A 21,339-nucleotide genomic window follows, 5' to 3' on the forward strand; every position below is an offset into this window, starting at 1 on the left:
GGAGGGGTGACATGCCGAAGGACGAGGTCGCGCTCATGCAGCACGTGCACGACGAGCACGCCGAGGTGCTCTGGCGCTTCTGCCTGAGCCTCGTCGGTCACGACCGGGCCCGTGCCGAGGACGTCACCCAGGAGACCCTCCTGCGCGCCTGGCGCCACGGCGCGATCCTCGACAGCCCTCCGGCGGCGGTGCGCTCATGGCTGTTCACGGTCGCGCGCAACATCGTCATCGACGACTGGCGCGGCCGGCGCGCGCGGCCCGAGACCTCGGTCGCCGAGGTCCCCGAGCAGCGCCGCGCCGTCGAGGACGACGAGAGCGACCGGCTCCTCCTCTCGTGGGTGGTCGCGGAGGCGCTCACCCACCTCTCCGAGGACCACCGCACCGTGCTGCTGGAGTGCTACTACCGCGGCCGTCCCGTCGCCGAGGTGGCCCGACGTCTCGGCGTCCCCCCGGGCACGGTGAAGTCCCGCACCCACTACGCCCTGCGCGCCCTCCGGCTGGCCCTCGAGGAGATGGGGATGAGCGCGTGAACACCCACCTGAGGTGCTCCTTCGCCCACCACGACGCGTCCTACGTCCTCGGCGCACTGAGCCCGACCGAGCGGCTGGAGTTCGAGCGGCACCTGGAGACGTGCGACGAGTGCTCCCGCACCGTCCGGGCACTGGCAGGCATGCCCGGGCTCCTCGACCTCGTCGACCCGCGGGTGCTCGAGGACCCGCCGGTCGACCCGCCCCTCCCGGCCACGCTGCTGCCCGCGCTCAACCGGGCGGTGGAGACCCGTCGGCGGCGGCGCACGGTCGTGGTCGCGGGCCTCGCAGCAGCGGCGGCCGTGGTCGTGGCCGTCAGCGTCCCGACGGTCCTCGACCGCGGCGACGACCCCGCCCCCGTGACGGGCACGGGCACGGGCACGAGCACGAGCACCAGCGCGCCCTCGGCCGACGTGGAGACGCTCGCGATGGCCCCGCTCGGCGACGTGCCGGTCAAGGCCGACGTGGCCCTGGAGCAGGTCGCGTGGGGCACGCGGCTCCTGGTCACGTGCACGTACGACGCCGACTGGGTCGACGTCGCGCTCCCCGACGAGGTCGACTACCTGCTCTTCGTGACCGCGCGCGACGGGAGCACCGAGCAGGTGGGCAGCTGGGCCTCCGTCGACGGCACCACGATGCGCGTGCCTGCCGCCACCTCCGTGGCGCGCAGCGACATCGCCGCCGTCGAGGTCCGCACCACCGGCGGCCGGGTGGTGCTACGGGTCGAGGCGTGAGCGGAGCGGGTTGTCCGCCGCCAGCAGCCGGGCACCCGCCAGCACCGCGACGACCTCCGACACCGCCGCGACCCACACCGCCCACCCGGTCCAGTTCGCCGTGACGCCGAACAGCCCGACGGTCGTGGCGAGCACGAACGCGAGCAGCGTGGAGAGCCCGAAGCCCACGGCCAGGAAGGCCGGCACCCAGTGCTGCCACACCAGCAGCAGCACCGCGATGACGGCGCCACCGACGGCGTTCAGCATGAAGGAGGGCCCGAGGACGTCGTCGTCCCGGGCGAAGTCCAGCCAGAGATAGAGGTGCACCGCCGCCGAGACGAGCACCGCGAGGGCTGTCAGGATGCGCATCGCGATCACCTGTTCTGCTCGAGGGTCATGTCGAGGTGTACGGCGTGGGGGTCCGTGCGGTTCACCCGCGCGGGGCGGCGGCGCCACAGCCAGACCACGTCCCAGCCGAAGGACTCCGCCAGCAGCACCCACGCGAGCACCAGCGCGGCCAGGGTCACGCCACGCGGCGCGTAGCCCGACGCGGTCAGCGCCAGTGTGATCCCCGCGACGGCAGCGACCACCTTGCGCCAGTAGCGCGGGGGCAGCGGTCGCTGCATCCACGGCACCAGCCACGTCACCACGGCGTAGGCGTAGCGGACCAGCCCCATCGCCAGCACCCAGGCGCCGGCGGAGCGGGCGACGTACGCGCTGAGCACGAGGATGAGGAAGGCGTCGGCCTCGCCGTCGAGCCTGCCGCCGAACGCCGAGGCCGTGCCCGTGCGCCTCGCGACCCGTCCGTCCACGAAGTCCAGCGCCAGCGCCACCACGGTGACGGGGACCAGCGCGGGGACGACGTCCACGGAGGTGAGGAGCGACTCGGCCACCAGCGCCGCGACGCCGCACGCGAGCACCGCCCGGGTCATGGTGACCAGGTCGGCGGGACCGAGCACCTCGACCCGGTCGACGACCGCGCGACGCCCGGTCGCGACGGCGAGCACGACGCCGCACGCCAGTCCGGTCGTGGCGCCACGTGGACCGACTCCGGGGAGGACGAGCAGCATCACGAGCAGGCTCAGGACCGCGGCCAGCAGGCCGCGACGCACACCGATCACCGTGGCCTCCTCACGCGACGCCGTCGTGAGGAGTACGACGCGGAGCCGCGGGGGGTTCACCGCGGGGGACGGCTCAGGCCAGCCGGAAGGCCACCTTCCGCGCCAACGGGTCGGCCCGCACCAGTTCGACGGTCACTTCCTCGCCCAGCGGGAGCTCGGCGTCGCCGGCGACCGAGGCCTCGATGGCGGGGTCCTCGATGGTGACGTCGCCTTTGGTCCTGTCCTTCTCGGAGATCTCGACGACGACGGCGGAGAAGGACTGGCCGACCCGCTCCGAGAGCAGCTCGGCCTCGCACAGGTCGACGATGGCGTTCTCGTACTGGTTGGCCCGCCGCCCCGACTCGCTCATCGTGTCGGGCAGCCCGACCATCGCGGCCAGCACCCAGTCGGGCACCTCGGTGCCCGCACACAGCGCCACGCAGACCTCGCCGGCGTAGCGGTCGGCGAGGCGCCGCAGGGGTGCGGTGACGTGGGCGTACTCGGAGGCCAGCGCCGAGTGCTGCGCCAGCTCGGGGAGCTCGCCGTTGAAGGTCACGTAGCCCGCCCCGCGCATCAGCCGGGTGCACGCGACGACCATCGCGGCGTGGGTGGGCCTCGAGGGGTCGAGCGTGCGGATGAAGTCGGGGTAGAGCTGCTCGGCCGGCCACTCGATCCCCAGCGCCCGGGCGGTGCGGTGGAGGCGCTGGACGTCGCGGGGATCCGCCGGCGGCAGGGTGCGGAGGATGCCGACGCGCGCGTAGACCATGAGCGAGGCCGCGGCCATCCCGGTCAGCAGCGAGATCTGGGCGTTCCAGCTCTCGACGGGCGTCAGCCGGCGGAACTCCAGGTCCCAGTGGCCCTCGGCGCTCTCCACGAGGTCCTGCTCGGGCAGCGGCAACGACACGCCCCCGCGCGCCGCCTCGCGGGCCAGCCGCAGCTCGCCCACCTCCTTCAGCAGGCCGATGAGCTCACCGGCGCGCCCGGCGTCGAGGTCGGCTTGGACGCCCTCGTAGGACAGCTTGGCGCGCGACTTCACCAGCGCTCGCTCGACCTTCACGTCGGTGCCCTCGCCCGTCTCGTCGACCTTGATCGTCCACAGGAGGGCCGGTCGCACCTCGTCGGGGAGCAGCGACGCCGCGCCCTCGCTCAGCACGGTCGGGTGGAGCGGGATCTTGGAGTCGGCGCCGTAGAGGGTCTCGCCGCGGCGGTTGGCCTCGACGTCGACGGGGTCACCGGCAGTGACGAAGGCGGCCACGTCGGCGATCGCGTAGTGGACGACGTACCCGCCCGGGTGGTCCGGGTCGCGCTCGATGTGCATCGCCTGGTCGAGGTCGCGGGCCGACTCGGGGTCGATCGTCACGAGCTCGATGTCGGTGCGGTCGAGGCCGGGCAGGCGCGGGTCGGCCGCCGCATCGGCAGCCGCCTTCTCCACGGCCTCGGGGAATCCCGGCGAGACCTTCAGCTCCTGCTGGATCGCGGCGATGCCGTCGCGCATCTCCTGCGCGGAGACGCTGTCGCCGCTGGAACGGACCTTCACCACACGGTTGCTGGGCATGGCCACGACCCTAGCCACACGTGGCGACGGAGCGCTGCCTACTCTGTGCGGCGTGCTGATCCTGCTGCCGCCCAGTGAGGGCAAGACCGCGCCGCGCCGGGGCAAGCCCCTCGACCTCGCCGCGCTCGCGTCACCCTCGCTGACCGCGACGCGTACGGCGCTGCTGGAAGCGCTCGTCACCCTCTGCCGCGACGACCCGGACCACGCCGCCGAGGTGCTGGGCCTCGGCCCCGCACAGCGCGACCTCGTGCAGCGCAACGCGGGCCTCGCGAGCGCTCCGACGGCGCGCGCGGACGCGATCTACACCGGCGTCCTCTACGACGCCCTCGACCCCGCGACCCTCTCCCCCGCGGCGCGCCGGCGCGCGACCTCGCGCCTGGCGGTGACCAGCTCGCTGTTCGGGCTCGTGCGCCCGGGCGACCGGATCCCGGCCTACCGCCTCTCCGGAGACGCCGTGCTGCCAGAGCTCGGCTCGGTCGCCGGCGTCTGGCGCGAGGTCCTCGGCGAGGCTGTCACCGACGGCATGCGACAGGGACTGCTCGTCGACCTCCGCTCCAGCACGTACGCCGCCTTCTGGAGGCCGACCCCCGAGGTCGCCCGGCGGGTCGCGACCGTCCGCGTGCTCCACGAGTCGGGCGGGAGGCGCGCCGTGGTCAGCCACTTCAACAAGGCCACCAAGGGCCGCCTGGTCCGCGCGCTCCTCGAGGACGGTGCCGATCCGCGCAGCCCGAAGGCCCTGGCCGACACGCTCCGCCGCCTCGGCTGGAGGGTCGAGCTCGGCACACCGACCGCGAAGGGCACCCAGCTCGACGTCGTCGTCAGCGAGGTCTGAGCGGCGGCTAGCGCAGCGGGATCACGTCGGTCGCCTCGAGCGGGTCCATCCCGCACAGCGCCAGCAGGTCGGCGATGATCGAGCGCACCTGCGCGAGGATGACCTCCGCCGACAGGTCGGCGCTGTGCTCCACCGACGCCGTCGCGCGGCCGAGGGCGATGAGGTCCTCGACCACGGCCGTGGCCATCCGGTCGGCCACCAGCTCGTCGGCGACCCGCTCGGCCAGGGTGGCCAGGTCCCGCAGCAGGGCGCCGTACGACGTGGGCACGGCTTCGCGGCGGTAGGTGGCCACCGCCACCCGGCGCACCACGACGCGGGTGTTGCGCAGGGCCACGTCGAGGGGCTCGACGAGGTCGGCGAGCTGGCGCTGGTGCTCACCGTGCCGCCGCCGGAAGGGCGAGGAGCTCACCACGGACAGCCCCTCCTGGGACGCGGCCCGCAGCTCGGCGATGAGGACGTCGGTCGAGCGGGCGTCGCGCAGCGTGGCGAGGGCGAGGTCGACGTCCCCGTCGCCCAGGCGGTCAGCCGCGGAGCGGAGCAGGTCGGCGATCTTCCGCACCACCACTGCTGCCTGGTCGCGCGGCTTGCGCAGGGGTGCCCGCGGCACGACCGTGGCCGCCACGAGCGCCACGGCCCCGCCGATCAGTGCGTCGGTCCAGCGGAGGAACGCGTCCCCCGGCGCCGGGGCCAGCGCGGCCACGACGATCCCCTGGACCGCCGCCTGGATGATCATCAGCTGCCCCGCGTCGAGCAGCAGCGCGATCGACATCCCGGCTGCCACGATCAGCGTGATCTGGAATCCGCCGGAGCCGATGAGGTGGGTCGTCACGTCGCCGAGCAGCACGCCCAGCGCCACGCCCACCGTCACCTCGGCGACCCGGCGCTGGCGCTGGCCGTAGGACATGCCCAGCGAGACCACCGCCGCGATCGGGGCGAAGAACGGCAGCCGGTGCTCGAAGACGTCGGCGGCCAGCCACCACGCCACGCCGGCGGCGATCGCACACTGGCCGATCACCCAGCCCTTGGCCCGCAGCCGGGCGACGCGGGCGCGCAAGGACGTCCGGCCGCGCGCTGCCATCAGCTCCGCGTCGAGGCGCATCGGCGAGAGGCCTCAGAGACCCGAGTCGTCCGAGCGCACCAGGATGCGCTGGCACTCCTCGCACCGGACGACCTCCTCGGCCGGGGCCGAGCGGATGCGCGAGATCTCGGACGGGTCGATGGTCATGTTGCAGCCGCCGCACTGGCGGTCGCGCAGCAGCGCGGCGCCCACGCCCTTCTGCTCGCGGAGCCGCTCGTAGAGCGCCATCAGGTCGGCGGGCATCCCCTCGACCGCGGGGCCGCGGGCGCTCGCGACCTCGGCGAGCGCGGCGTCGATCCCGGCCTGCTTGTCGTCGCGGGCCGCGGTCAGCTCGGCCAGCCTCGCGTCGATGTCCTCGGCGCGGATGCCCAGTCCGGTCAGCACCTGCTGGGCCTCCTCGAGCGCCTCCATCACCTCGAGCTCGGCGTCCTCGAGCGTCGTGATGCGCCGCTCCAGCGACACCAGCTCGTGCTGCATCCGCTCGAGGTCCTTGGGCTGGGTGATCTGCCCGGAGTCCATCCGCGTGCGGTCGCGCTCGCGACGCGCCCTGACCTGCTCGACCTCGCGGTCGGCCTTGGCCTGCTCCACCGCCAGGTCGTCGACCACGATGCGCGCGTCGCGCACCTGGTCGGTGAGGGCGGTGCGCTCGGCCTGCAGCGAGGCGATCTCGGCCAGCTCCGGGAGGTGGGCGCGCCGGTGGCGCAGCTGGCTGGCGCGCCCGTCGAGATCGGCGATGACGAGCAGCGCGAGCTGGTGGGTGGGATCGGCCTTCAACGGCTCTCCTGAGGACTTCAGTAGCGAAACGACCACGGGTCGGTGCACTGCGTGCTGACCCGGGTCTCGACCCTATCGCCCATCGCGGTGCGCAGCCGACCCTCCACCACCGGGAGCCAGGTCCACTCCGCCGCCCAGTGCGCGACGTCGACCAGGGCCGGGCCCCCGTGCTCGAGGAACTCCCCCGCCCGGTGGTGTCGCAGGTCGCTGGTGACGAAGACGTCCACGTCGCTCCCGACCAGCTCGTCGAGCAGGAAGTCACCGGCCCCACCGCAGACCGCGACCCGCCGCACCGGTCGCTCCGAGTCACCCGCGACGCGTACGCCGTGGGCCGTGGCCGGGAGCGCCTCGGCGACCCGTGCCGCGAACCGCTCCAGGCTGGTCTCCTCGGTGGTGCCGGTGCGCCCGGTGCCGGTGGAAGCCCCCGGGGAGGACGGCCGGATCGGGGTGAGGTCGTGCAGCCCCAGCGCGAGGGCGAGGGACTCCGAGACCCCCGAGTCGGCCTGGTCGGCGTTGGTGTGCGCCGTCAGCAGCGCGCAGCCGCCGGCGGTCAGCGTGTGCAGCGTGCGCCCCTTGGGGGTCGTCGCCGCGACCGAGCTCACCGGGGTCAGGAAGAGCGGGTGGTGGACGACCAGGAGGTCGGCGCCCCACGCGACCGCCTCGCGGGCGACCTCGATCGTCGGGTCGACGGCGAGGAGCACCTTGCCGACCTCTGCGGCGGGATCCCCGGCGACCAGGCCGACGGCGTCGTAGGAGTCGGCCGTGTCGGGCGGATACCAGGAGTGCAGCAGGTCGACGACGTCCGCGAGGCTGGGCATGCGCTGATTATGGCGACCGGGCCGCGATCAGTTGACCTGCCGCCCCTGTCCCTCCCAGTAGGGCTGGCGCAGCTTGAACTTCTGCAGCTTGCCGGTCGCGGTGCGCGCCAGCTCCTCGCGGAACTCGATCGAGGTCGGCGCCTTGTAGCCCGCAGCCTTGTCCTTGCACCACGCGATGAGCTCGGCCTCGTCGGTGCTCGCGCCGTCGGCCAGCACGACGAGCGCCTTGATGGTCTCGCCCCACTTCTCGCTCGGGACGCCGATCACCGCGACCTCCGCCACGGCCGGGTGCGAGAACAGCACGTCCTCGACCTCGATCGAGGAGACGTTCTCGCCACCGGTGATGATCACGTCCTTCTTGCGGTCGCTGATCGTGAGGTAGCCGTCGTCGCCGATCACGCCGCCGTCGCCGGTGCGGAACCATCCGTCCACGAGCGCCTTCCCGGTCTCGTCCGGCCGCTCCCAGTAGCCCTCGAGGATCACGTTGGACCGCGCCAGCACCTCGTCCTGCTCGTCGGTGCGCAGGCGTACGCCGATGGCGGGCGCCCCCGCCCGCACCAGCTTCGCGGCCCGGTCCTCGGCGGACAGGTCGTCCCACTCGGCGCGCGAGCGGTTGACGGTGAGCAGCGGCGAGGTCTCGGTGAGGCCGTAGATCTGCACGAACTCCCAGCCGAGCTCCTCCTGCACCCGTACGACGGTCTTCGTCGGCGGCGGGGCGCCGGCCATGATGATCCGCACGCGGTCGCGGCCGGGGATCTCCCCCTCCCAGTCGGCGGCGGCGTCGAGGACGGCGGCAGCGACGGCCGGGGCGGCGCACATGACGGTCACGCCGTGCTGCTCCACCCGACGCAGGATCTCGGCGCCGTCGACCTTGCGCAGCACGACCTGCGGCACACCGAGCCCGGTCATCGCGAAGGGCATGCCCCATCCGTTGGCGTGGAACATCGGCAGCGTGTGGAGGTAGACGTCGCGGTCGGTGACCCCGGCGTGGAGGGCGAAGGTCACCGCGTTGGTCCAGAGGTTGCGGTGCGTCAGCTGCACGCCCTTGGGGCGCGCGGTCGTGCCCGAGGTGTAGTTGATCGTGGCGGTCGCGTTCTCGTCCGGCTCCCACTCTCGCGGCTCGACGCCGACGTCGGCGAACATCGATGCGTCCTCGCCGAGCACGAAGCGGTGCTCGACGTCGATCTGCGACACCGACTCCACCAGCTCCGGGTCGACGTAGAGCACCCGCGCCCCGGAGTGCGCCACGATGTAGGCGATCTCGTCGGGACGCAGCCGGAAGTTGATCGGCACGAGCACGCGTCCCGACCCGCAGACGCCGAAGAACGACGTCAGCAGCCGTGAGGAGTTGTGGCTCAGCACCGCGACCCGGTCGCCGACCTCGATGCCGAGCTCGTCGAGCCGCGCCGCCTGCCGGCGCGACAGCTCGTACGCCTCGGCGTAGGTGAGCGATCCCAGCGACTCGGCCGGCTGGTCCGGCTCGTCGATGAAGCCCACGCGCTCGCCGTAGACCGCGGCGGCGCGCTCGATGAAGTCGGTGACGCTGAAGGGGACGATCACGGGCAGCTCCCATCTCATGACCTGGCAGAGGTGGGGCAACTGTGGCATGCGCCACAAGCCGCGCACGACGAGGCGGGGACCGGTGTGCGACCGGCGGGGGGCTCGGCTCGCCGAGCGGTCCGGGCTGGGACAGGCGTGCGTCGGGACGGTTTCGAACCGCCGACCGCTCGGGTGTAAACCGAGTGCTCTACCGCTGAGCTACCGACGCGCATGCCGTCGCGACCACCGGGGCGGGCGACGAGGCTGGCACAGACTACGGGACGGTCCGGCCCGACCAGAAACACGGCGAGGAACGCCGGGAGAAATGAGTCGAGCCGCTGGCGTCTCGGGTCACCAGCGGCTCAACAAGTCCAAGATTACACGAGCTCGCAAGGCCGTCCGAGGAATCCGAGAAAGTGCCCGGGCCGGTCTAGACCGGTGGCGTGGACCACGCTGAGGAGACGGCCCTGTGGAGCTCGCGGAGGTGCTCGTCGAGGTCGCGGCCGTCGGGGTTGGCGTTGTGCACCGCCCAGCGCAACCGGCCCTCGCGGTCCACGACGTACGACGACCGGCGCGGGGCTCCCTTGACCTCGTCGAAGACCTCGTATGCCGAGGCCACCGCGCCGTGGGGCCAGTAGTCGGAGAGCAGCGGGAAGTTGAGGCCCTCGCTCTCGGCGAAGGTGCGCAGGGCGTAGACGGAGTCGCACGAGAGCGCGAGCACCTCGGTGTCGAAGGTGAGGAACTCGTCGAGCCGGTCGCGCACTCCGGCGAGCTCGCCGGTGCAGACGCCGGTGAAGGCGAACGGGAAGAACAGCAGCGCCACTGCCTTGCGGCCGCGGAAGTCGCTGAGCCGGACGTCCTGGCCGAACTGGTCGCGCAGCACGAAGTCGGGTGCCTCGTCGCCGAGGCACAGTCCCTGGCGTGTCACGCGTCGTCCTCGTGCTGGGCGAGCTCGCGCTTGAGGATCTTGCCGGTGGCGTTGCGCGGCAGCTCGTCGAGGAACACGATCTCGCGCGGCACCTTGAAGCGCGCCAGGTTGGCCCGCACGTGGTCGCGCAGCTCGTCGGCGGTCACCTCGCCGGTGCGCACCACGAAGGCGCGCAACCGCTGGCCGTAGTCGTCGTCGGGCACGCCGACGGCGGCGACCTCGTGCACCCGGTCGTGCGCCACGAGGCAGTCCTCGACCTCCTGCGGGAAGACGTTCTCGCCACCCGAGACGATCATGTCGTCGTCGCGTCCGGCGACGTGCAGGCGCCCGTCGGCGTCGAAGAAGCCGACGTCGCCCGACGACATCAGGCCGTCGACGACCTCCTTGGACCCGCCGTGGGTGTAGCCCTCGAAGAGCAGCCCGTTGCCCACGAAGATGCGGCCCGTCTCCCCCTGCGGGAGCTCGGCACCGTCCTCGCCGAGGATCTTCACGACCGTGCCGTACGGCGGCCGGCCGGCCGAGGTCGGGTCCGCGCGCAGGTCCTCCGGTGTCGCGATGGAGGCGTAGGCCACTTCGGTGGAGCCGTAGATGTTGTAGAGGTTGTCGCCGAAGCGGTCCATCCAGGCCTGCGCGAGGGTGGCCGGCAGGGCCGAGCCCGACGACGCGACCACCTCGACGCGGTCGAGGTGGATCCCCTCGAGCTCGGCCGGGTCGAGCGCGAGCATCCGCTGCAGCATCACCGGGATCACGACCAGCGACTGGCACCGCTCGTCCTGGGTCGTCCGCAGCGCGGTGAGCGGGTCGAACGAGCGGCGCAGCACGACGGTCGAGCCCAGCAGCATCGCCAGGGCGAGGTGCGCGAAGCCCCACGTGTGGAAGAGCGGCGCCGCGATGTGGGTGCGCCACCCCGCGCGCAGCGGCATCCGCGAGAGCAGCGAGACGGCCGCGTCGATGCCCGCCTCCTTGCGGGGGGCGCCCTTCGGCGTCCCCGTCGTGCCGGAGGTGAGTATCACGATCCGGGCGTGGCGGTCGGGCGGCTGCAGGTCGCCCTCGTCGTACGCCGACATGAGCTGCTCGAGGGTCTCCTCGGAGCCGCCGTCACCGTCGGTCCACGCCAGCACCCGCCGCTCGACGTGGGCGCCGGCGAGCAGGTCGGTGAACTCCTCGTCGTGGATGACCAGGCTGGGCGCCTCACGCTCGAGCACGTCGACGAGCTGCGGGCCGGCGAAGGCGGTGTTGAGGTAGAGGATGTCGGCGCCGAGCTTGGCGACCGCGATCGAGGCGTCGACGAAGCCCCGGTGGTTGCGGCACATGACGGCCACCGAGTCGCCCTCACCGACACCGCGCTCCGCGAGCGCCCGTGCCAGGGAGTTGGAGCGGCGGTGCAGCTCACCCCAGGTCAGCTCGCCCAGCTCGTCGACGACCCCCACCTGGTGCGGCGAGCGGGCGGCGAGGGTGGCGAAGCCGCCGGCCGGACCCGTCCCCCAGCGGTGCAGGACGAGGCCGAGGCTGACCAGGGTCCGCGGGCCGTAGGGGCGGATGACGCCGGCCCGCCCGAGGACGCGCACGGTGGTCCCGAGGCCGGCCACCCTGGACGTCAGCGTGGACGTCAGCGTGCCGGCGAGGCCGCCGGTCACGCGGGGGTCTTCGGAGCAACCAGGCGGGTCGCCTGCCACTCCTTGCTGACCGCCGCCGTGGTCGTCTGCGAGAGTCCCGCGATCGGCGCCGCCTCGGCGACGTCAGCCGCGTCGACCGTGCCCGGTCGGCCCACCTTGGGCGTCAGCAACCAGATCGAGCCGCCACCCACCAGGTCGGTCAGGGCGTCCACGAGGCCGTCCACGAGATCGCCGTCGTCGTCGCGCCACCACAGCAGCACCGCGTCCACGACATTGCCGTAGTCGCCGTCCACCATGTCGGCATCGATGCAGTCCTCGACCGCGACGCGAAGCTCGTCATCGGTGTCGTTGTCCCAGCCGAGTTCCTGGACCACCATGCCGGGCTTCAGGCCCAGCCGGTCTCCCATACCTGTCGCCTGGGCAGAATCGCCCACCGTCGAGCTCACGCAGTACCTCCAATGTTCGGGTGCACATAGTCCACCCGAACTGGGCAGACGCCGCAACCCCGGTCCGTTTGCCGAGCATGGCGCACGGCGTGCGTCGAGGACAATTGGGACTACCGGTGGGTAGATTTCGCGGCGGCGACTCGCGTGACACGATGAGCGAGTGAGTGACGCCGAGAAGTCCCCGGAGAGCACGACCAGGCCGACTCCGGCCATCGCGTCGGTGATCCACGAGGGGCTCCCCACCCAGCTGCCGGACATCGACCCCGACGAGACCCAGGAGTGGCTCGCGTCCTTCGACGCGATGCTCGACGACCGCGGCCGCGACCGCGCACGGTACGTCATGCTGCGCCTGCTCGAGCGGGCCCGCGAGAAGCAGGTCGGCGTCCCCGCCCTGCGCTCGACCGACTACATCAACACCATCCCGCCCGAGCGCGAGCCGTGGTTCCCCGGTGACGAGGAGGCCGAGCGCCGGATCCGCGCCTTCATCCGCTGGAACGCCGCGGTCATGGTGTCCAGCGCCAACCGCAAGGGCCTCGAGGTCGGCGGGCACATCGCCACCTACCAGTCCTCGGCCAGCCTCTACGAGGTCGGCTTCAACCACTTCTTCCGCGGCAAGGACCACGAGGGCGGTGGCGACCAGATCTACATCCAGGGCCACGGCTCGCCGGGTGTCTACGCCCGCGCCTTCCTGGAGGGACGGCTCAGCGAGGAGCAGCTCTACCGCTTCCGCCAGGAGGTCCAGCACGGCAAGGGCGCCGGCCTCCCGTCGTACCCCCACCCGCGCCTGATGCCCGACTTCTGGGAGTTCCCGACCGTCTCGATGGGCCTCACCGCCATCGGCTCGATCTACCAGGCGCGGTTCAACCGCTACCTCGACAACCGCGGCATCAAGGACACCGACCAGCAGCGCGTGTGGGCCTTCATGGGCGACGGCGAGATGGCCGAGCCCGAGTCGCTGGGCGCCATCCGCGTCGCTGCGCGCGAGGAGCTCGACAACCTCACCTGGGTGATCAACTGCAACCTGCAGCAGCTCGACGGACCGGTCACCGGCAACGGCAAGATCATCCAGGAGCTCGAGGCCAACTTCCGCGGCGCCGGCTGGAACGTCATCAAGGTCATCTGGGGCCGCGAGTGGGACGCCCTGCTCGCCAAGGACGTCGACGGCGTGCTGGTCAACCGGATGAACTCCACGCCCGACGGTCAGTTCCAGACCTACTCCACCGAGGACGGCGCCTACGTCCGCGAGCACTTCTTCGGCAGTGACCCGCGCCTGCGCAAGATGGTCGAGCACATGTCCGACTCGCAGATCGAGAAGCTGCCCCGCGGCGGCCACGACTACCGCAAGGTGTACGCCGCCTTCGACGCCGCGACCAAGCACACCGGTCAGCCGACCGTGATCCTGGCCCACACCATCAAGGGCTGGACGATCGACGCGCTGGAGGGCAAGAACGCCACCCACCAGATGAAGAAGCTGACCCTCCCGGACCTCAAGAAGTTCCGCGACCGGCTCTACCTCCCGATCAGCGACCGCGACCTCGAGGAGTCCTACGAGAAGACCGGCGGCGCGCCGTTCTACCACCCCGGCGCCGAGTCGCCGGAGATCGAGTACATGCTCGAGCGCCGCAAGGCCCTCGGCGGCTCGATCCCGCGCCGCGTCAACCGGGCCACGCCGCTCAAGCTCCCCGGCGACGAGCTGTACGCCGAGCTCAAGCAGGGCTCGGGCAAGAACAAGTTCGCCACGACCATGGCCGTCGTCCGCCTGCTCCGCGACTGGATGAAGGACCCCGAGATCGGCGAGCGCGTCGTCCCGATCGCGCCGGACGAGTACCGCACCTTCGGCATGGACTCGATGTTCCCGAGCGCCAAGGTCTACAACCCCGGTGGCCAGCAGTACGAGTCGGTCGACCGCAAGATGCTGCTCTCCTACAAGGAGTCGGCCCAGGGGCAGATGCTGCACGAGGGCATCTCCGAGGCGGGTGCGATGGCCTCCGCCACCGCCGCCGGGTCGGCGTACTCCACGCACGGCGAGCACATGATCCCGTTCTACATCTTCTACTCGATGTTCGGGTTCCAGCGCACGGGCGACTCGATCTGGGCGATGGCCGACCAGCTGGCCCGCGGCTTCCTGATCGGCGCCACCGCCGGTCGGACGACGCTGACGGGCGAGGGCCTCCAGCACGCCGACGGTCACTCGCCGCTGCTCGCCGCGACCAACCCGGCGGTCGTCCACTACGACCCGGCGTTCTCCTACGAGATCAGCCACATCATGCAGAACGGTCTCGAGCGGATGTACGGCACCGGGGGCGACGACGGTGACGGCGAGAACGTCATCTTCTACCTCACCGTCTACAACGAGCCGGTCTCCATGCCGGCCGAGCCGTCCGATGTGGACGTCGAGGGCATCCTCAAGGGGCTGCACCGGGTCTCGGTCGCCGAGGGCGAGGGTCCGCGCGTCCAGCTGATGGCCTCCGGCGTCGGCTTCCCCTGGGTCCAGGAGGCGGCTCGCCTGCTGGCCGAGGAGTGGGGCGTGCAGTCCGACCTCTGGTCCGTGACGTCCTGGAACGAGCTGGCCCGCGACGGTGCCGCCACCGAGCAGTGGAACCTGCTCAACCCCGGCGAGGAGCCGCGCTCCGCCTACGTCCGCGACAAGCTGTCCGGCGCCCAGGGACCGGTCGTGGCCGTGTCCGACTTCATGCGGGCCGTGCCGCTGCAGATCGCGCGGTGGGTCCCGGCCGACTACCGCGTGCTCGGTGCCGACGGCTTCGGGTTCGCCGACACCCGCCCGGCCGCCCGCCGCTTCTTCCACATCGACGCACAGAGCGTCGTCGTCCAGGCGCTCCAGGCCCTGGCCGACGCCGGCGAGGTCCCGGTGGAGAAGGTCGTCGAGGCCGCGCAGCGCTACCGGATCGACGACCCGACCGCGGTCAAGGACGTCAAGCAGGAAGGCGGCGACGCCTGAGGAGATCCGTGCGAGGAACGAGCACTGAGATCCTCCCTGGCGTCGGGTTGAGCGAGCCCGCGGCTGAGCCTGCGAAGCCGCGACGGCGTGTCGAAACCAGCCCCAGGATCCGTGCGAGGAACGAGCACGGAGATCCTCACTGGCGGTTGAGCAAGACCTGCGGCTGAGCTTGCGAAGCCGCATCGGTCGCGTCGAAACCAGCCCCAGGATCCGTGCGAGGAACGAGCACGGAGATCCTCACTGGCGGTTGAGCAAGACCTGCGGCTGAGCTTGCGAAGCCGCATCGGTCGCGTCGAAATCACCCGCTGAGGCAAGACCGCGGACCGGTTCAGCAACACCTGGTGACTCACGCCTCCCGCGCATACGCCGCGGGAGGGTGGCCCACCAGCTGCGTGAAGGCCCGGATCAGGTGGGACTGGTCGGCGTAGCCGAGCCGGTGCGCCAGCTCCGCCCAGTCGACCTCGTCCTCCCCGTGCGCGGCGGAGGTGACGTCGAGCAGGCGGAAGCGCTGCACCACCCACTTCGGGCCGATCCCGACGTACGACCCGAAGCGGCGCTGCAGCGTCCGCAGGCTCGCCCCGGCGAGCTCGGCCACCTGCTCGGCGCGCACGAGGGACGTGTCCTCCTCCACGCGCTCGACGAGCTCGGCCAGCGTGGCGACCTGTGGGTCCTCCCGCGGGTCCAGTCGCCGGAGCCATGTGGCCAGCACGCCGGCGCCGTCCTCCGGTCGCTCGCAGGCGACGGTGTGCCCGGATCCCTCCAGCCGTCGGTGGAACATCCGCGGGTGCACCCCGTGCACGAGCAGCCGCGGCGCGCCGGCGACGACCTCGGCCGAGACGTGGACGACGGGGCGGGGCACGACCTCCTGCACGTGCGGATCCGGGGTGTCCCACCGGACCCACCAGAAGTAGTCCACCAGGCCGGCGAGGTCGGCGGAGGGCTCCGCCCGCCCGACCTCGATCCGCTGCTCGGCGCGGCTCGGTCGCATGATCGCCGCCTGGGCGCGACCCGATCGGGTGGGCACGCGATCACCCTAGGTGGCTGTCGCCTTTGTCCAAGCGGCTCGGGACCGCACGGTGCGAGGGTGGGTCTGTACCCGCAGGACGAGCAGAGGAGAGACCGTGTCCCAGCAGGAGCAGACGGCCCGGATGGCCATGGTGACCCTGGACTGCGCGGAGGTCGCGCCGTCCGCCGAGTTCTGGTCGGCGCTGCTGGGCTGGGAGGTGGCAGCCAGCACCGACGACTACGCGATGCTCACGACGCCCGACGGCGGTCCGGCGCTCGGCCTCGGCCGGGTGGAGGGCCACCAGCCGCCGTCGTGGCCCGACGAGGGCGGCCGCAAGCAGTTCCACCTCGACCTCGCGGTCGACGACCTCGACGCGGCCACCGAGCGGGCGGTCTCGCTCGGGGCTCGGCTCGCCGACCCGCAGCCGGGCGAGACGTGGCGGGTGCTGATCGACCCGGCCGGGCACCCGTTCTGCCTGACCGACGCGGCCAGCTGGGGCTGATCGCGGGAGGCCGGTCGGCGGAGCGCTACGCGCCGGCGATGCGTCGTACGGCGTGCACCGGAGCGAGCGGCGACTCCCCGGCCTCGGCCTGGGTCGGTGTCATCAGCGCGCCCTCGTCGAGCAGCTCGCGCCAGCGCTCGCGGTCGTGCCGGCTGGGCTCGGTCGTGCGGATGAAGTCGCGCACGATCCTCACGAAGCGCTCAGGGTGGTCCTTGTGCGGGAAGTGGCCGGCGTCGGGGATGATCTCGATCCGCCCCGTCGGGGCCAGGGCGCTGGCGTTGCTGGCGTGGTCGACCGGGATCACGAGGTCGTCGGCGCCCCAGATCACGCACATCGGCATCGCCTCGGTGAGGTAGGCCCGGTCGGCCATTGTGACGATCTGGCCCTTCCAGTCCACGACGGCGCGCACCACGTGACGGATGGCCGCGCGGGTGCGCGGGTCCTTGAAGGAGTCGTAGATGTCGGCGACCTCGTCGAGGTCGCGCAGCTGGCTCACGCCGCTGCGCGAGAGCAGCCGCATGGTGGTCGTGGTGAGCTGACGGAGCCCGGGCGCCGACAGCACGCCCATCACCTGGTGGAAGCCGGGCGTGGTGATCGCCCTGATGGCAGGCGTGACCTCCGGGCCGAGGCCTCCCGAGCTGACCAGGACGAGGCGGTCGGTGCGCTCGGGGTACTGGTAGCCGAACTGCATCGCCACGCCCCCGCCGAAGCTGTGCCCGACGACGGTGGCGCTGTCGATGCCCAGCACGGTGAGCAGGTCGCGCATCCCGTTGGCGTAGCCGCCGACGCTGTAGTCCGCCCGCGGCTTGTCGGACCGGCCGTGACCGAGCAGGTCGGGTGCGATGACCGTGTGGGTGCGCGCGAGCGACTCCATCACCGGCGCCCAGGTCGTGTGGTCGCAGGCCAGCCCGTGCAGCAGCAGGACGACCGGACCCGACCCCATCCGGACGTACGCCCGACGGTGGCCGTGCACCGTGACGTACCGGACGTGCGGGCTGTGGTGACGCGGCACTCGACCTCCACCCCTTCGGGCCTGGACCGGGCCCGGACCGGACTCGGACCAGGACAAGTCCCGGATTCAACCAGAGCGTGGTTGGTCGCCGGTCGGGGCACCCACGCCGAGACCGACTCGTGACCTCACCGGCCACAGCCAGGCACTCCACGGCTTCGTGGGAATCCCACTACGGCCGACACGCCACTAGAGTCGTGCCATGCCTGCCTCCAGACGCCGCGCGGCCGAGGCCCTGCGCAACTCGTCCGGGGTCCTCAGCACGGCGGCGACGGGGCGGATGTCGAGCGACCTGCCGTGGTTCGACGACCTCAGCGCGGAGGACCGCTCCTGGGTCGGCCTCATCGTCCAGGCCGGCATCCGCGGCTTCGTCGAGTGGTACGACGTCGAGGTGGAGGCGACGGCGCACGACCCCCTCGACGTGGTGGTCTTCGGCGCCGCGCCGCGCGAGCTCACCGGCGTCATCTCGCTTCAGCAGACCGTGGAGCTGGTGCGGCTGAGCATCCGGGTCGTGGAGACCACCATCGACGCCCTCCTCGATCCCCAGGACGTCGGCGAGGTCCACGACGCCGTCCTCCTCTACGCCCGCGAGGTCGCCTTCGCCACGGCCGCGGTCTACGCCCGCGCGGCGGAGTCCCGCGGCGCCTGGGACGCCCGCCTCGAGGCGCTGGTCGTCGACGCGGTCGTCCGCGCCGAGGCCGACGAGACCGTGCTCTCCCGTGCGAGCGCGCTGGGGTGGGGCGCCCACGGCGACGTGGCCGTGGTGCTGGGCGCCGTGCCCCCGCACCGTGCGGAGCTCGACGTCTTCGAGTCCGTACGCCGCTCCGCGCGCGCGGGCGACATGGACGCCCTCTGCGCCACCCAGGGCGAGCGGCTCGTCGTCGTGCTCGGCGGCGTCACCGACCCGCTGAAGGCCGCGACCCGCCTGCTCGACCACTTCGGCGACGGGCCGGTCGTCGTCGGTCCCGTGACCGCCGACCTCGCCCATGCCAGCGCCTCCGCCCGCGCTGCCCTGTCCGCACACCGGGCCGCAAGCGGGTGGCCCGACGCGCCGCGGCCGGTCGCCAGCCGCGACCTCCTCCCCGAGCGCGCGCTGGCCGGCGACGGCCACGCCCGACGCCACCTGGTCGACGACGTCTACCTGCCGCTGATGGCCACCCGCGGCACCCTGCTGGAGACGCTCGGCGCCTGGTTCGAGCACGGCTCGTCCATCGAGGGCACCGCCCGTGCCCTCTTCGTGCACCCCAACACCGTGCGCTACCGGCTGCGGCAGATCTCCGAGGTCACCGGCTGGTCGCCGACCCGTCCCCGGGAGGCGTTCGCTCTCCAGCTGGCGCTCATCCTCGGCCGCCAGTCGGGCCGCACCGAGTTGTAGGAAACCTACAACGATCACCGGGTGAGTTTCGTCGGCGTCGGACCCGCGCCGGCGCCTCGCGACCCGTCAGAGTGGTCATGTGCTCGTCATCGTCGCTCCCGGTCAAGGGGCCCAGACCCCCGGATTCCTCACGCCCTGGCTGGAGGACCCGGTCTTCGCCGCCCGTTTCGACTGGCTGGCCACGGTCGCGGGCATCGATCTCGCCCACTACGGCACCGAGGCCGACGCGGAGACGATCCGCGACACCAAGATCGCCCAGCCGCTGCTGGTCGCGACCGGCCTGGTCGCCGCGCTCGACGTCTTCCCCCACCCCGCCGACACGTTCTCGCGCATCGGCGCCGTCGCCGGCCACAGCGTCGGTGAGCTGACCGCCGCGGCGGGTGCCCGGGCCATCACCGCGGAGCAGGCGATGGTGCTGGTCCGCGAGCGCGGCAACGCCATGGCCGCCGCGTCCGCCACGACCGCCACCGGGATGACCGCGGTGCTGGGCGGCGAGCGCGACGAGGTCCTCGCCGCGATCGAGCGTCACGGGCTCACCCCCGCCAACGACAACGGTGCCGGCCAGGTCGTCGCCGCCGGCACCATGGAGCAGCTCGCCGCCTTCGCGGAGGACCCGCCGGCCAAGGCGCGGCTGATCCCGCTCAGCGTCGCCGGCGCCTTCCACACCACCCACATGGCGCCCGCCGTCGAGCGGATGGGCTCCCTGGCCCGCTCGGTCTCGACCCACGACCCGCGCACGCCGCTGATCTCCAACCGCGACGGCCAGGTCGTGCACGACGGGCGCGAGGTGCTCCGACGCATCGTCGGCCAGATCGCCAACCCGGTCCGCTGGGACCTGTGCATGGAGACGATGAGCGACCTCGGCGTGACCGGCATCCTCGAGATGCCTCCGGCAGGCACCCTCACCGGCATCGCCAAGCGTGCGCTCAAGGGGGTCGAGACCTTCGCCCTCAAGACGCCCGACCAGCTCGACGCGGCCCGCGACTTCTGCGACAAGCACGGGGAGGCCTCGCAGATCGAGACCACCCCCACCTGGCGCATGGTCGTCTCCCCGGCCAAGGGCACCTTCCACATCTCCCCCGAGGCGGCCGAGCGCGACCTGCTCGGCGCCGGCGACGTGATCGGCGCCGTCGCCAGCCTGCGCGACCGCACCGACATCACCGCCGCCCACGGCGGCTCGGTGGTCGAGTGGCTCGTCGAGGACGGCGACCTCGTCTCCCCCGGTCAGCCCCTGCTCCGCCTGCACCCGGAGGGGACGCCTTCATGACCACTCTCACCACCACGACCGGCTCGCCGCACGCGGCCATCCTCGGCGTCGGCGCCTACCGGCCCGTCCGCCTCGTCCCCAACGCCGACGTCGTCGACGCGATCGACTCCAGCGACGAGTGGATCCAACAGCGCTCGGGCATCAAGACCCGCCGCTGGGCCGGCCCGGACGAGTCCGTCCAGATGATGTCCGTCGAGGCGTCCCGGATCGCCATCGAGCGCGCGGGCCTCGACGCCGGCCAGATCGACTGCGTCGTGGTCGCCACGGTCAGCCACCTCCTCCAGACCCCGGCCGTCGCCACCGCGATCGCCCACGAGCTCGGCACCGACCACGCCGCGGCCTTCGACATCTCCGCGGCGTGCTCCGGGTTCTGCCACGGCATCGCGCTGGCCTCCGACATCGTGCGTGCCGGAAGCGCGCGCTACGTCCTGGTCGTCGGCGTCGAGCGCCTCACCGACATCCTCGACCTCACCGACCGCGGCACCGCCTTCATCTTCGCCGACGGTGCGGGAGCAGCCGTCGTGGGACCCAGCGACACCCCGGGCATCGGCCCGGTCGTGTGGGGCTCCGACGGCGAGCAGTTCGACCTGATCCGGCAGCGGGAGGACTGGCGCGACGTCGTCGGCAGCCCAGAGGTGCCCGGCAGCGGTGTGATGCCGCACCTGACCATGCAGGGCAACCCGGTCTTCCGGTGGGCGTCCTTCGCGATGGCCAAGATCGGCCAGCAGGCCCTCGACGCTGCCGGCATCACCCTCGACGACCTCGACGTCTTCGTGCCCCACCAGGCCAACATGCGCATCATCGACGCCATGGCCCGATCGATGAAGCTGCCCAGCACGGTGCGGATCGCCCGCGACGTCGCCGACCAGGGCAACACCTCGGCCGCCTCGGTCCCGCTCGCCCTCGACCGGATGATGGCCGAGGGCGAGGCCAGGTCCGGTGACACCGCGTTGCTCATCGCGTTCGGCGCGGGGCTGTCGTACGCCGCCCAGGTCGTCACCGTCCCCTAGTCCGCAGCACCCGCACCACCCGCATCACCCACCGACCACCCCAAGCAGCACACCCAAGAAGAAGGGAAGGCCCCATGGCCACCACCGAAGAAATCCGCGCTGACCTCGCCGACATCGTCAACGAGGTCGCCGGCGTCGACGCCGACGACGTCCAGCTGGACAAGTCCTTCGTGGACGACCTCGACGTCGACTCGCTCTCCATGGTCGAGGTCGTCGTGGCCGCCGAGGAGAAGTTCGGCGTGACCATCCCCGACGACGAGGTCAAGAACCTCAAGACCGTCGGCG

General features: G+C 72.3%; 21 protein-coding genes and 1 tRNA gene. 9 read left to right on the top strand and 13 right to left on the bottom strand.

What is annotated here, in order from left to right; all coding sequences use genetic code 11:
- The first annotated feature begins 11 nt into the window (after positions 1 to 11).
- Positions 12 to 530, top strand: coding sequence for a sigma-70 family RNA polymerase sigma factor (locus JWN97_RS03840; RefSeq protein WP_297618530.1), 519 nt, complete (start codon positions 12 to 14; stop codon positions 528 to 530).
- Positions 527 to 1,261: a zf-HC2 domain-containing protein gene (locus JWN97_RS03845; RefSeq protein WP_297618533.1), complete on the top strand. Its 735-nt coding sequence runs from the start codon at positions 527 to 529 to the stop codon at positions 1,259 to 1,261. The genes JWN97_RS03840 and JWN97_RS03845 overlap by 4 nt, the downstream gene beginning before the upstream one ends.
- Here JWN97_RS03845 and JWN97_RS03850 read toward each other — a convergent pair.
- From JWN97_RS03850 to JWN97_RS03860, 3 genes are all read right to left on the bottom strand, one after another.
- The gene (locus JWN97_RS03850) at positions 1,244 to 1,609 is read right to left on the bottom strand and encodes a hypothetical protein (RefSeq protein ID WP_297618536.1); all 366 of its coding nucleotides are present in this window, start codon (positions 1,607 to 1,609) and stop codon (positions 1,244 to 1,246) included. The genes JWN97_RS03845 and JWN97_RS03850 overlap by 18 nt on opposite strands.
- Before the next feature lie 5 nt (positions 1,610 to 1,614).
- Positions 1,615 to 2,361, bottom strand: coding sequence for a CDP-alcohol phosphatidyltransferase family protein (locus tag JWN97_RS03855; protein WP_297618539.1), 747 nt, complete (start codon positions 2,359 to 2,361; stop codon positions 1,615 to 1,617).
- A gap of 73 nt (positions 2,362 to 2,434) precedes the next feature.
- The gene (locus JWN97_RS03860) at positions 2,435 to 3,895 is read right to left on the bottom strand and encodes an RNB domain-containing ribonuclease (protein WP_297618542.1); all 1,461 of its coding nucleotides are present in this window, start codon (positions 3,893 to 3,895) and stop codon (positions 2,435 to 2,437) included.
- A gap of 52 nt (positions 3,896 to 3,947) precedes the next feature.
- Here JWN97_RS03860 and yaaA point away from each other — a divergent pair, with 52 nt between their 5' ends.
- Positions 3,948 to 4,727, top strand: a complete 780-nt coding sequence (gene yaaA / locus JWN97_RS03865) for a peroxide stress protein YaaA (protein WP_297618544.1) — start codon at positions 3,948 to 3,950, stop codon at positions 4,725 to 4,727.
- Between the two features lie 7 nt (positions 4,728 to 4,734).
- Here the strand turns inward: yaaA and JWN97_RS03870 are convergent, their stop codons facing one another.
- From JWN97_RS03870 to JWN97_RS03905, 8 genes are all read right to left on the bottom strand, one after another.
- Positions 4,735 to 5,826, bottom strand: a complete 1,092-nt coding sequence (locus JWN97_RS03870) for an FUSC family protein (RefSeq protein ID WP_297618547.1) — start codon at positions 5,824 to 5,826, stop codon at positions 4,735 to 4,737.
- A gap of 12 nt (positions 5,827 to 5,838) precedes the next feature.
- Positions 5,839 to 6,579: a C4-type zinc ribbon domain-containing protein gene (locus JWN97_RS03875; protein ID WP_297618550.1), complete on the bottom strand. Its 741-nt coding sequence runs from the start codon at positions 6,577 to 6,579 to the stop codon at positions 5,839 to 5,841.
- A 17-nt stretch (positions 6,580 to 6,596) separates the two neighbouring features.
- Positions 6,597 to 7,397: a Nif3-like dinuclear metal center hexameric protein gene (locus JWN97_RS03880; protein WP_297618553.1), complete on the bottom strand. Its 801-nt coding sequence runs from the start codon at positions 7,395 to 7,397 to the stop codon at positions 6,597 to 6,599.
- Between the two features lie 27 nt (positions 7,398 to 7,424).
- Positions 7,425 to 8,957: an AMP-binding protein gene (locus JWN97_RS03885; RefSeq protein WP_297618556.1), complete on the bottom strand. Its 1,533-nt coding sequence runs from the start codon at positions 8,955 to 8,957 to the stop codon at positions 7,425 to 7,427.
- 136 nt (positions 8,958 to 9,093) lie between these two features.
- Positions 9,094 to 9,165, bottom strand: a tRNA-Val gene (locus tag JWN97_RS03890).
- 201 nt (positions 9,166 to 9,366) lie between these two features.
- On the bottom strand, positions 9,367 to 9,864 hold the full coding sequence (locus JWN97_RS03895) for a peroxiredoxin (RefSeq protein WP_297618559.1): 498 nt from the start codon (positions 9,862 to 9,864) through the stop codon (positions 9,367 to 9,369).
- Positions 9,861 to 11,501, bottom strand: a complete 1,641-nt coding sequence (locus JWN97_RS03900) for an AMP-binding protein (RefSeq protein WP_297618562.1) — start codon at positions 11,499 to 11,501, stop codon at positions 9,861 to 9,863. Before JWN97_RS03900 ends, JWN97_RS03895 begins: the two co-directional genes overlap by 4 nt.
- Positions 11,498 to 11,887 carry a DUF3052 domain-containing protein gene (locus tag JWN97_RS03905; RefSeq protein WP_297618564.1) on the bottom strand — a complete coding sequence of 130 codons (390 nt, stop codon included), beginning with the start codon at positions 11,885 to 11,887 and terminating at the stop codon, positions 11,498 to 11,500. The genes JWN97_RS03900 and JWN97_RS03905 overlap by 4 nt, the downstream gene beginning before the upstream one ends.
- Positions 11,888 to 12,086: 199 nt before the next feature.
- Here JWN97_RS03905 and aceE point away from each other — a divergent pair, with 199 nt between their 5' ends.
- Positions 12,087 to 14,885, top strand: a complete 2,799-nt coding sequence (gene aceE / locus JWN97_RS03910; RefSeq protein WP_297618567.1) for a pyruvate dehydrogenase (acetyl-transferring), homodimeric type — start codon at positions 12,087 to 12,089, stop codon at positions 14,883 to 14,885.
- A 346-nt stretch (positions 14,886 to 15,231) separates the two neighbouring features.
- On the opposite strand, the gene JWN97_RS03915 is transcribed toward aceE, so the two are convergent.
- A complete protein-coding gene (locus tag JWN97_RS03915) occupies positions 15,232 to 15,909 on the bottom strand; it encodes an AraC family transcriptional regulator (RefSeq protein WP_297618570.1) in 678 nt (225 codons plus the stop codon).
- Between the two features lie 97 nt (positions 15,910 to 16,006).
- On the opposite strand from JWN97_RS03915, the gene JWN97_RS03920 reads away from it, so the two are divergent.
- Positions 16,007 to 16,393 carry a VOC family protein gene (locus JWN97_RS03920; RefSeq protein ID WP_297618573.1) on the top strand — a complete coding sequence of 129 codons (387 nt, stop codon included), beginning with the start codon at positions 16,007 to 16,009 and terminating at the stop codon, positions 16,391 to 16,393.
- Positions 16,394 to 16,418: 25 nt separating this feature from the next.
- On the opposite strand, the gene JWN97_RS03925 is transcribed toward JWN97_RS03920, so the two are convergent.
- The gene (locus JWN97_RS03925) at positions 16,419 to 17,405 is read right to left on the bottom strand and encodes an alpha/beta fold hydrolase (protein ID WP_297618576.1); all 987 of its coding nucleotides are present in this window, start codon (positions 17,403 to 17,405) and stop codon (positions 16,419 to 16,421) included.
- 199 nt (positions 17,406 to 17,604) lie between these two features.
- Between JWN97_RS03925 and JWN97_RS03930 the strand changes: the two genes are divergently transcribed.
- The 4 genes from JWN97_RS03930 to JWN97_RS03945 all read left to right on the top strand — a co-directional run.
- On the top strand, positions 17,605 to 18,777 hold the full coding sequence (locus JWN97_RS03930; RefSeq protein WP_297618579.1) for a helix-turn-helix domain-containing protein: 1,173 nt from the start codon (positions 17,605 to 17,607) through the stop codon (positions 18,775 to 18,777).
- Between the two features lie 79 nt (positions 18,778 to 18,856).
- A complete protein-coding gene (locus JWN97_RS03935; protein WP_297618582.1) occupies positions 18,857 to 20,044 on the top strand; it encodes an acyltransferase domain-containing protein in 1,188 nt (395 codons plus the stop codon).
- On the top strand, positions 20,041 to 21,054 hold the full coding sequence (locus tag JWN97_RS03940; RefSeq protein WP_297618585.1) for a beta-ketoacyl-ACP synthase III: 1,014 nt from the start codon (positions 20,041 to 20,043) through the stop codon (positions 21,052 to 21,054). Before JWN97_RS03935 ends, JWN97_RS03940 begins: the two co-directional genes overlap by 4 nt.
- Before the next feature lie 74 nt (positions 21,055 to 21,128).
- Positions 21,129 to 21,339 (top strand): acyl carrier protein (locus JWN97_RS03945; protein WP_297618588.1); only part of this gene is annotated, 211 nt, incomplete at its 3' end.

The sequence above is a fragment of the Nocardioides sp. genome (assembly GCF_025965415.1).
Lineage (GTDB): Bacteria > Actinomycetota > Actinomycetes > Propionibacteriales > Nocardioidaceae > Nocardioides.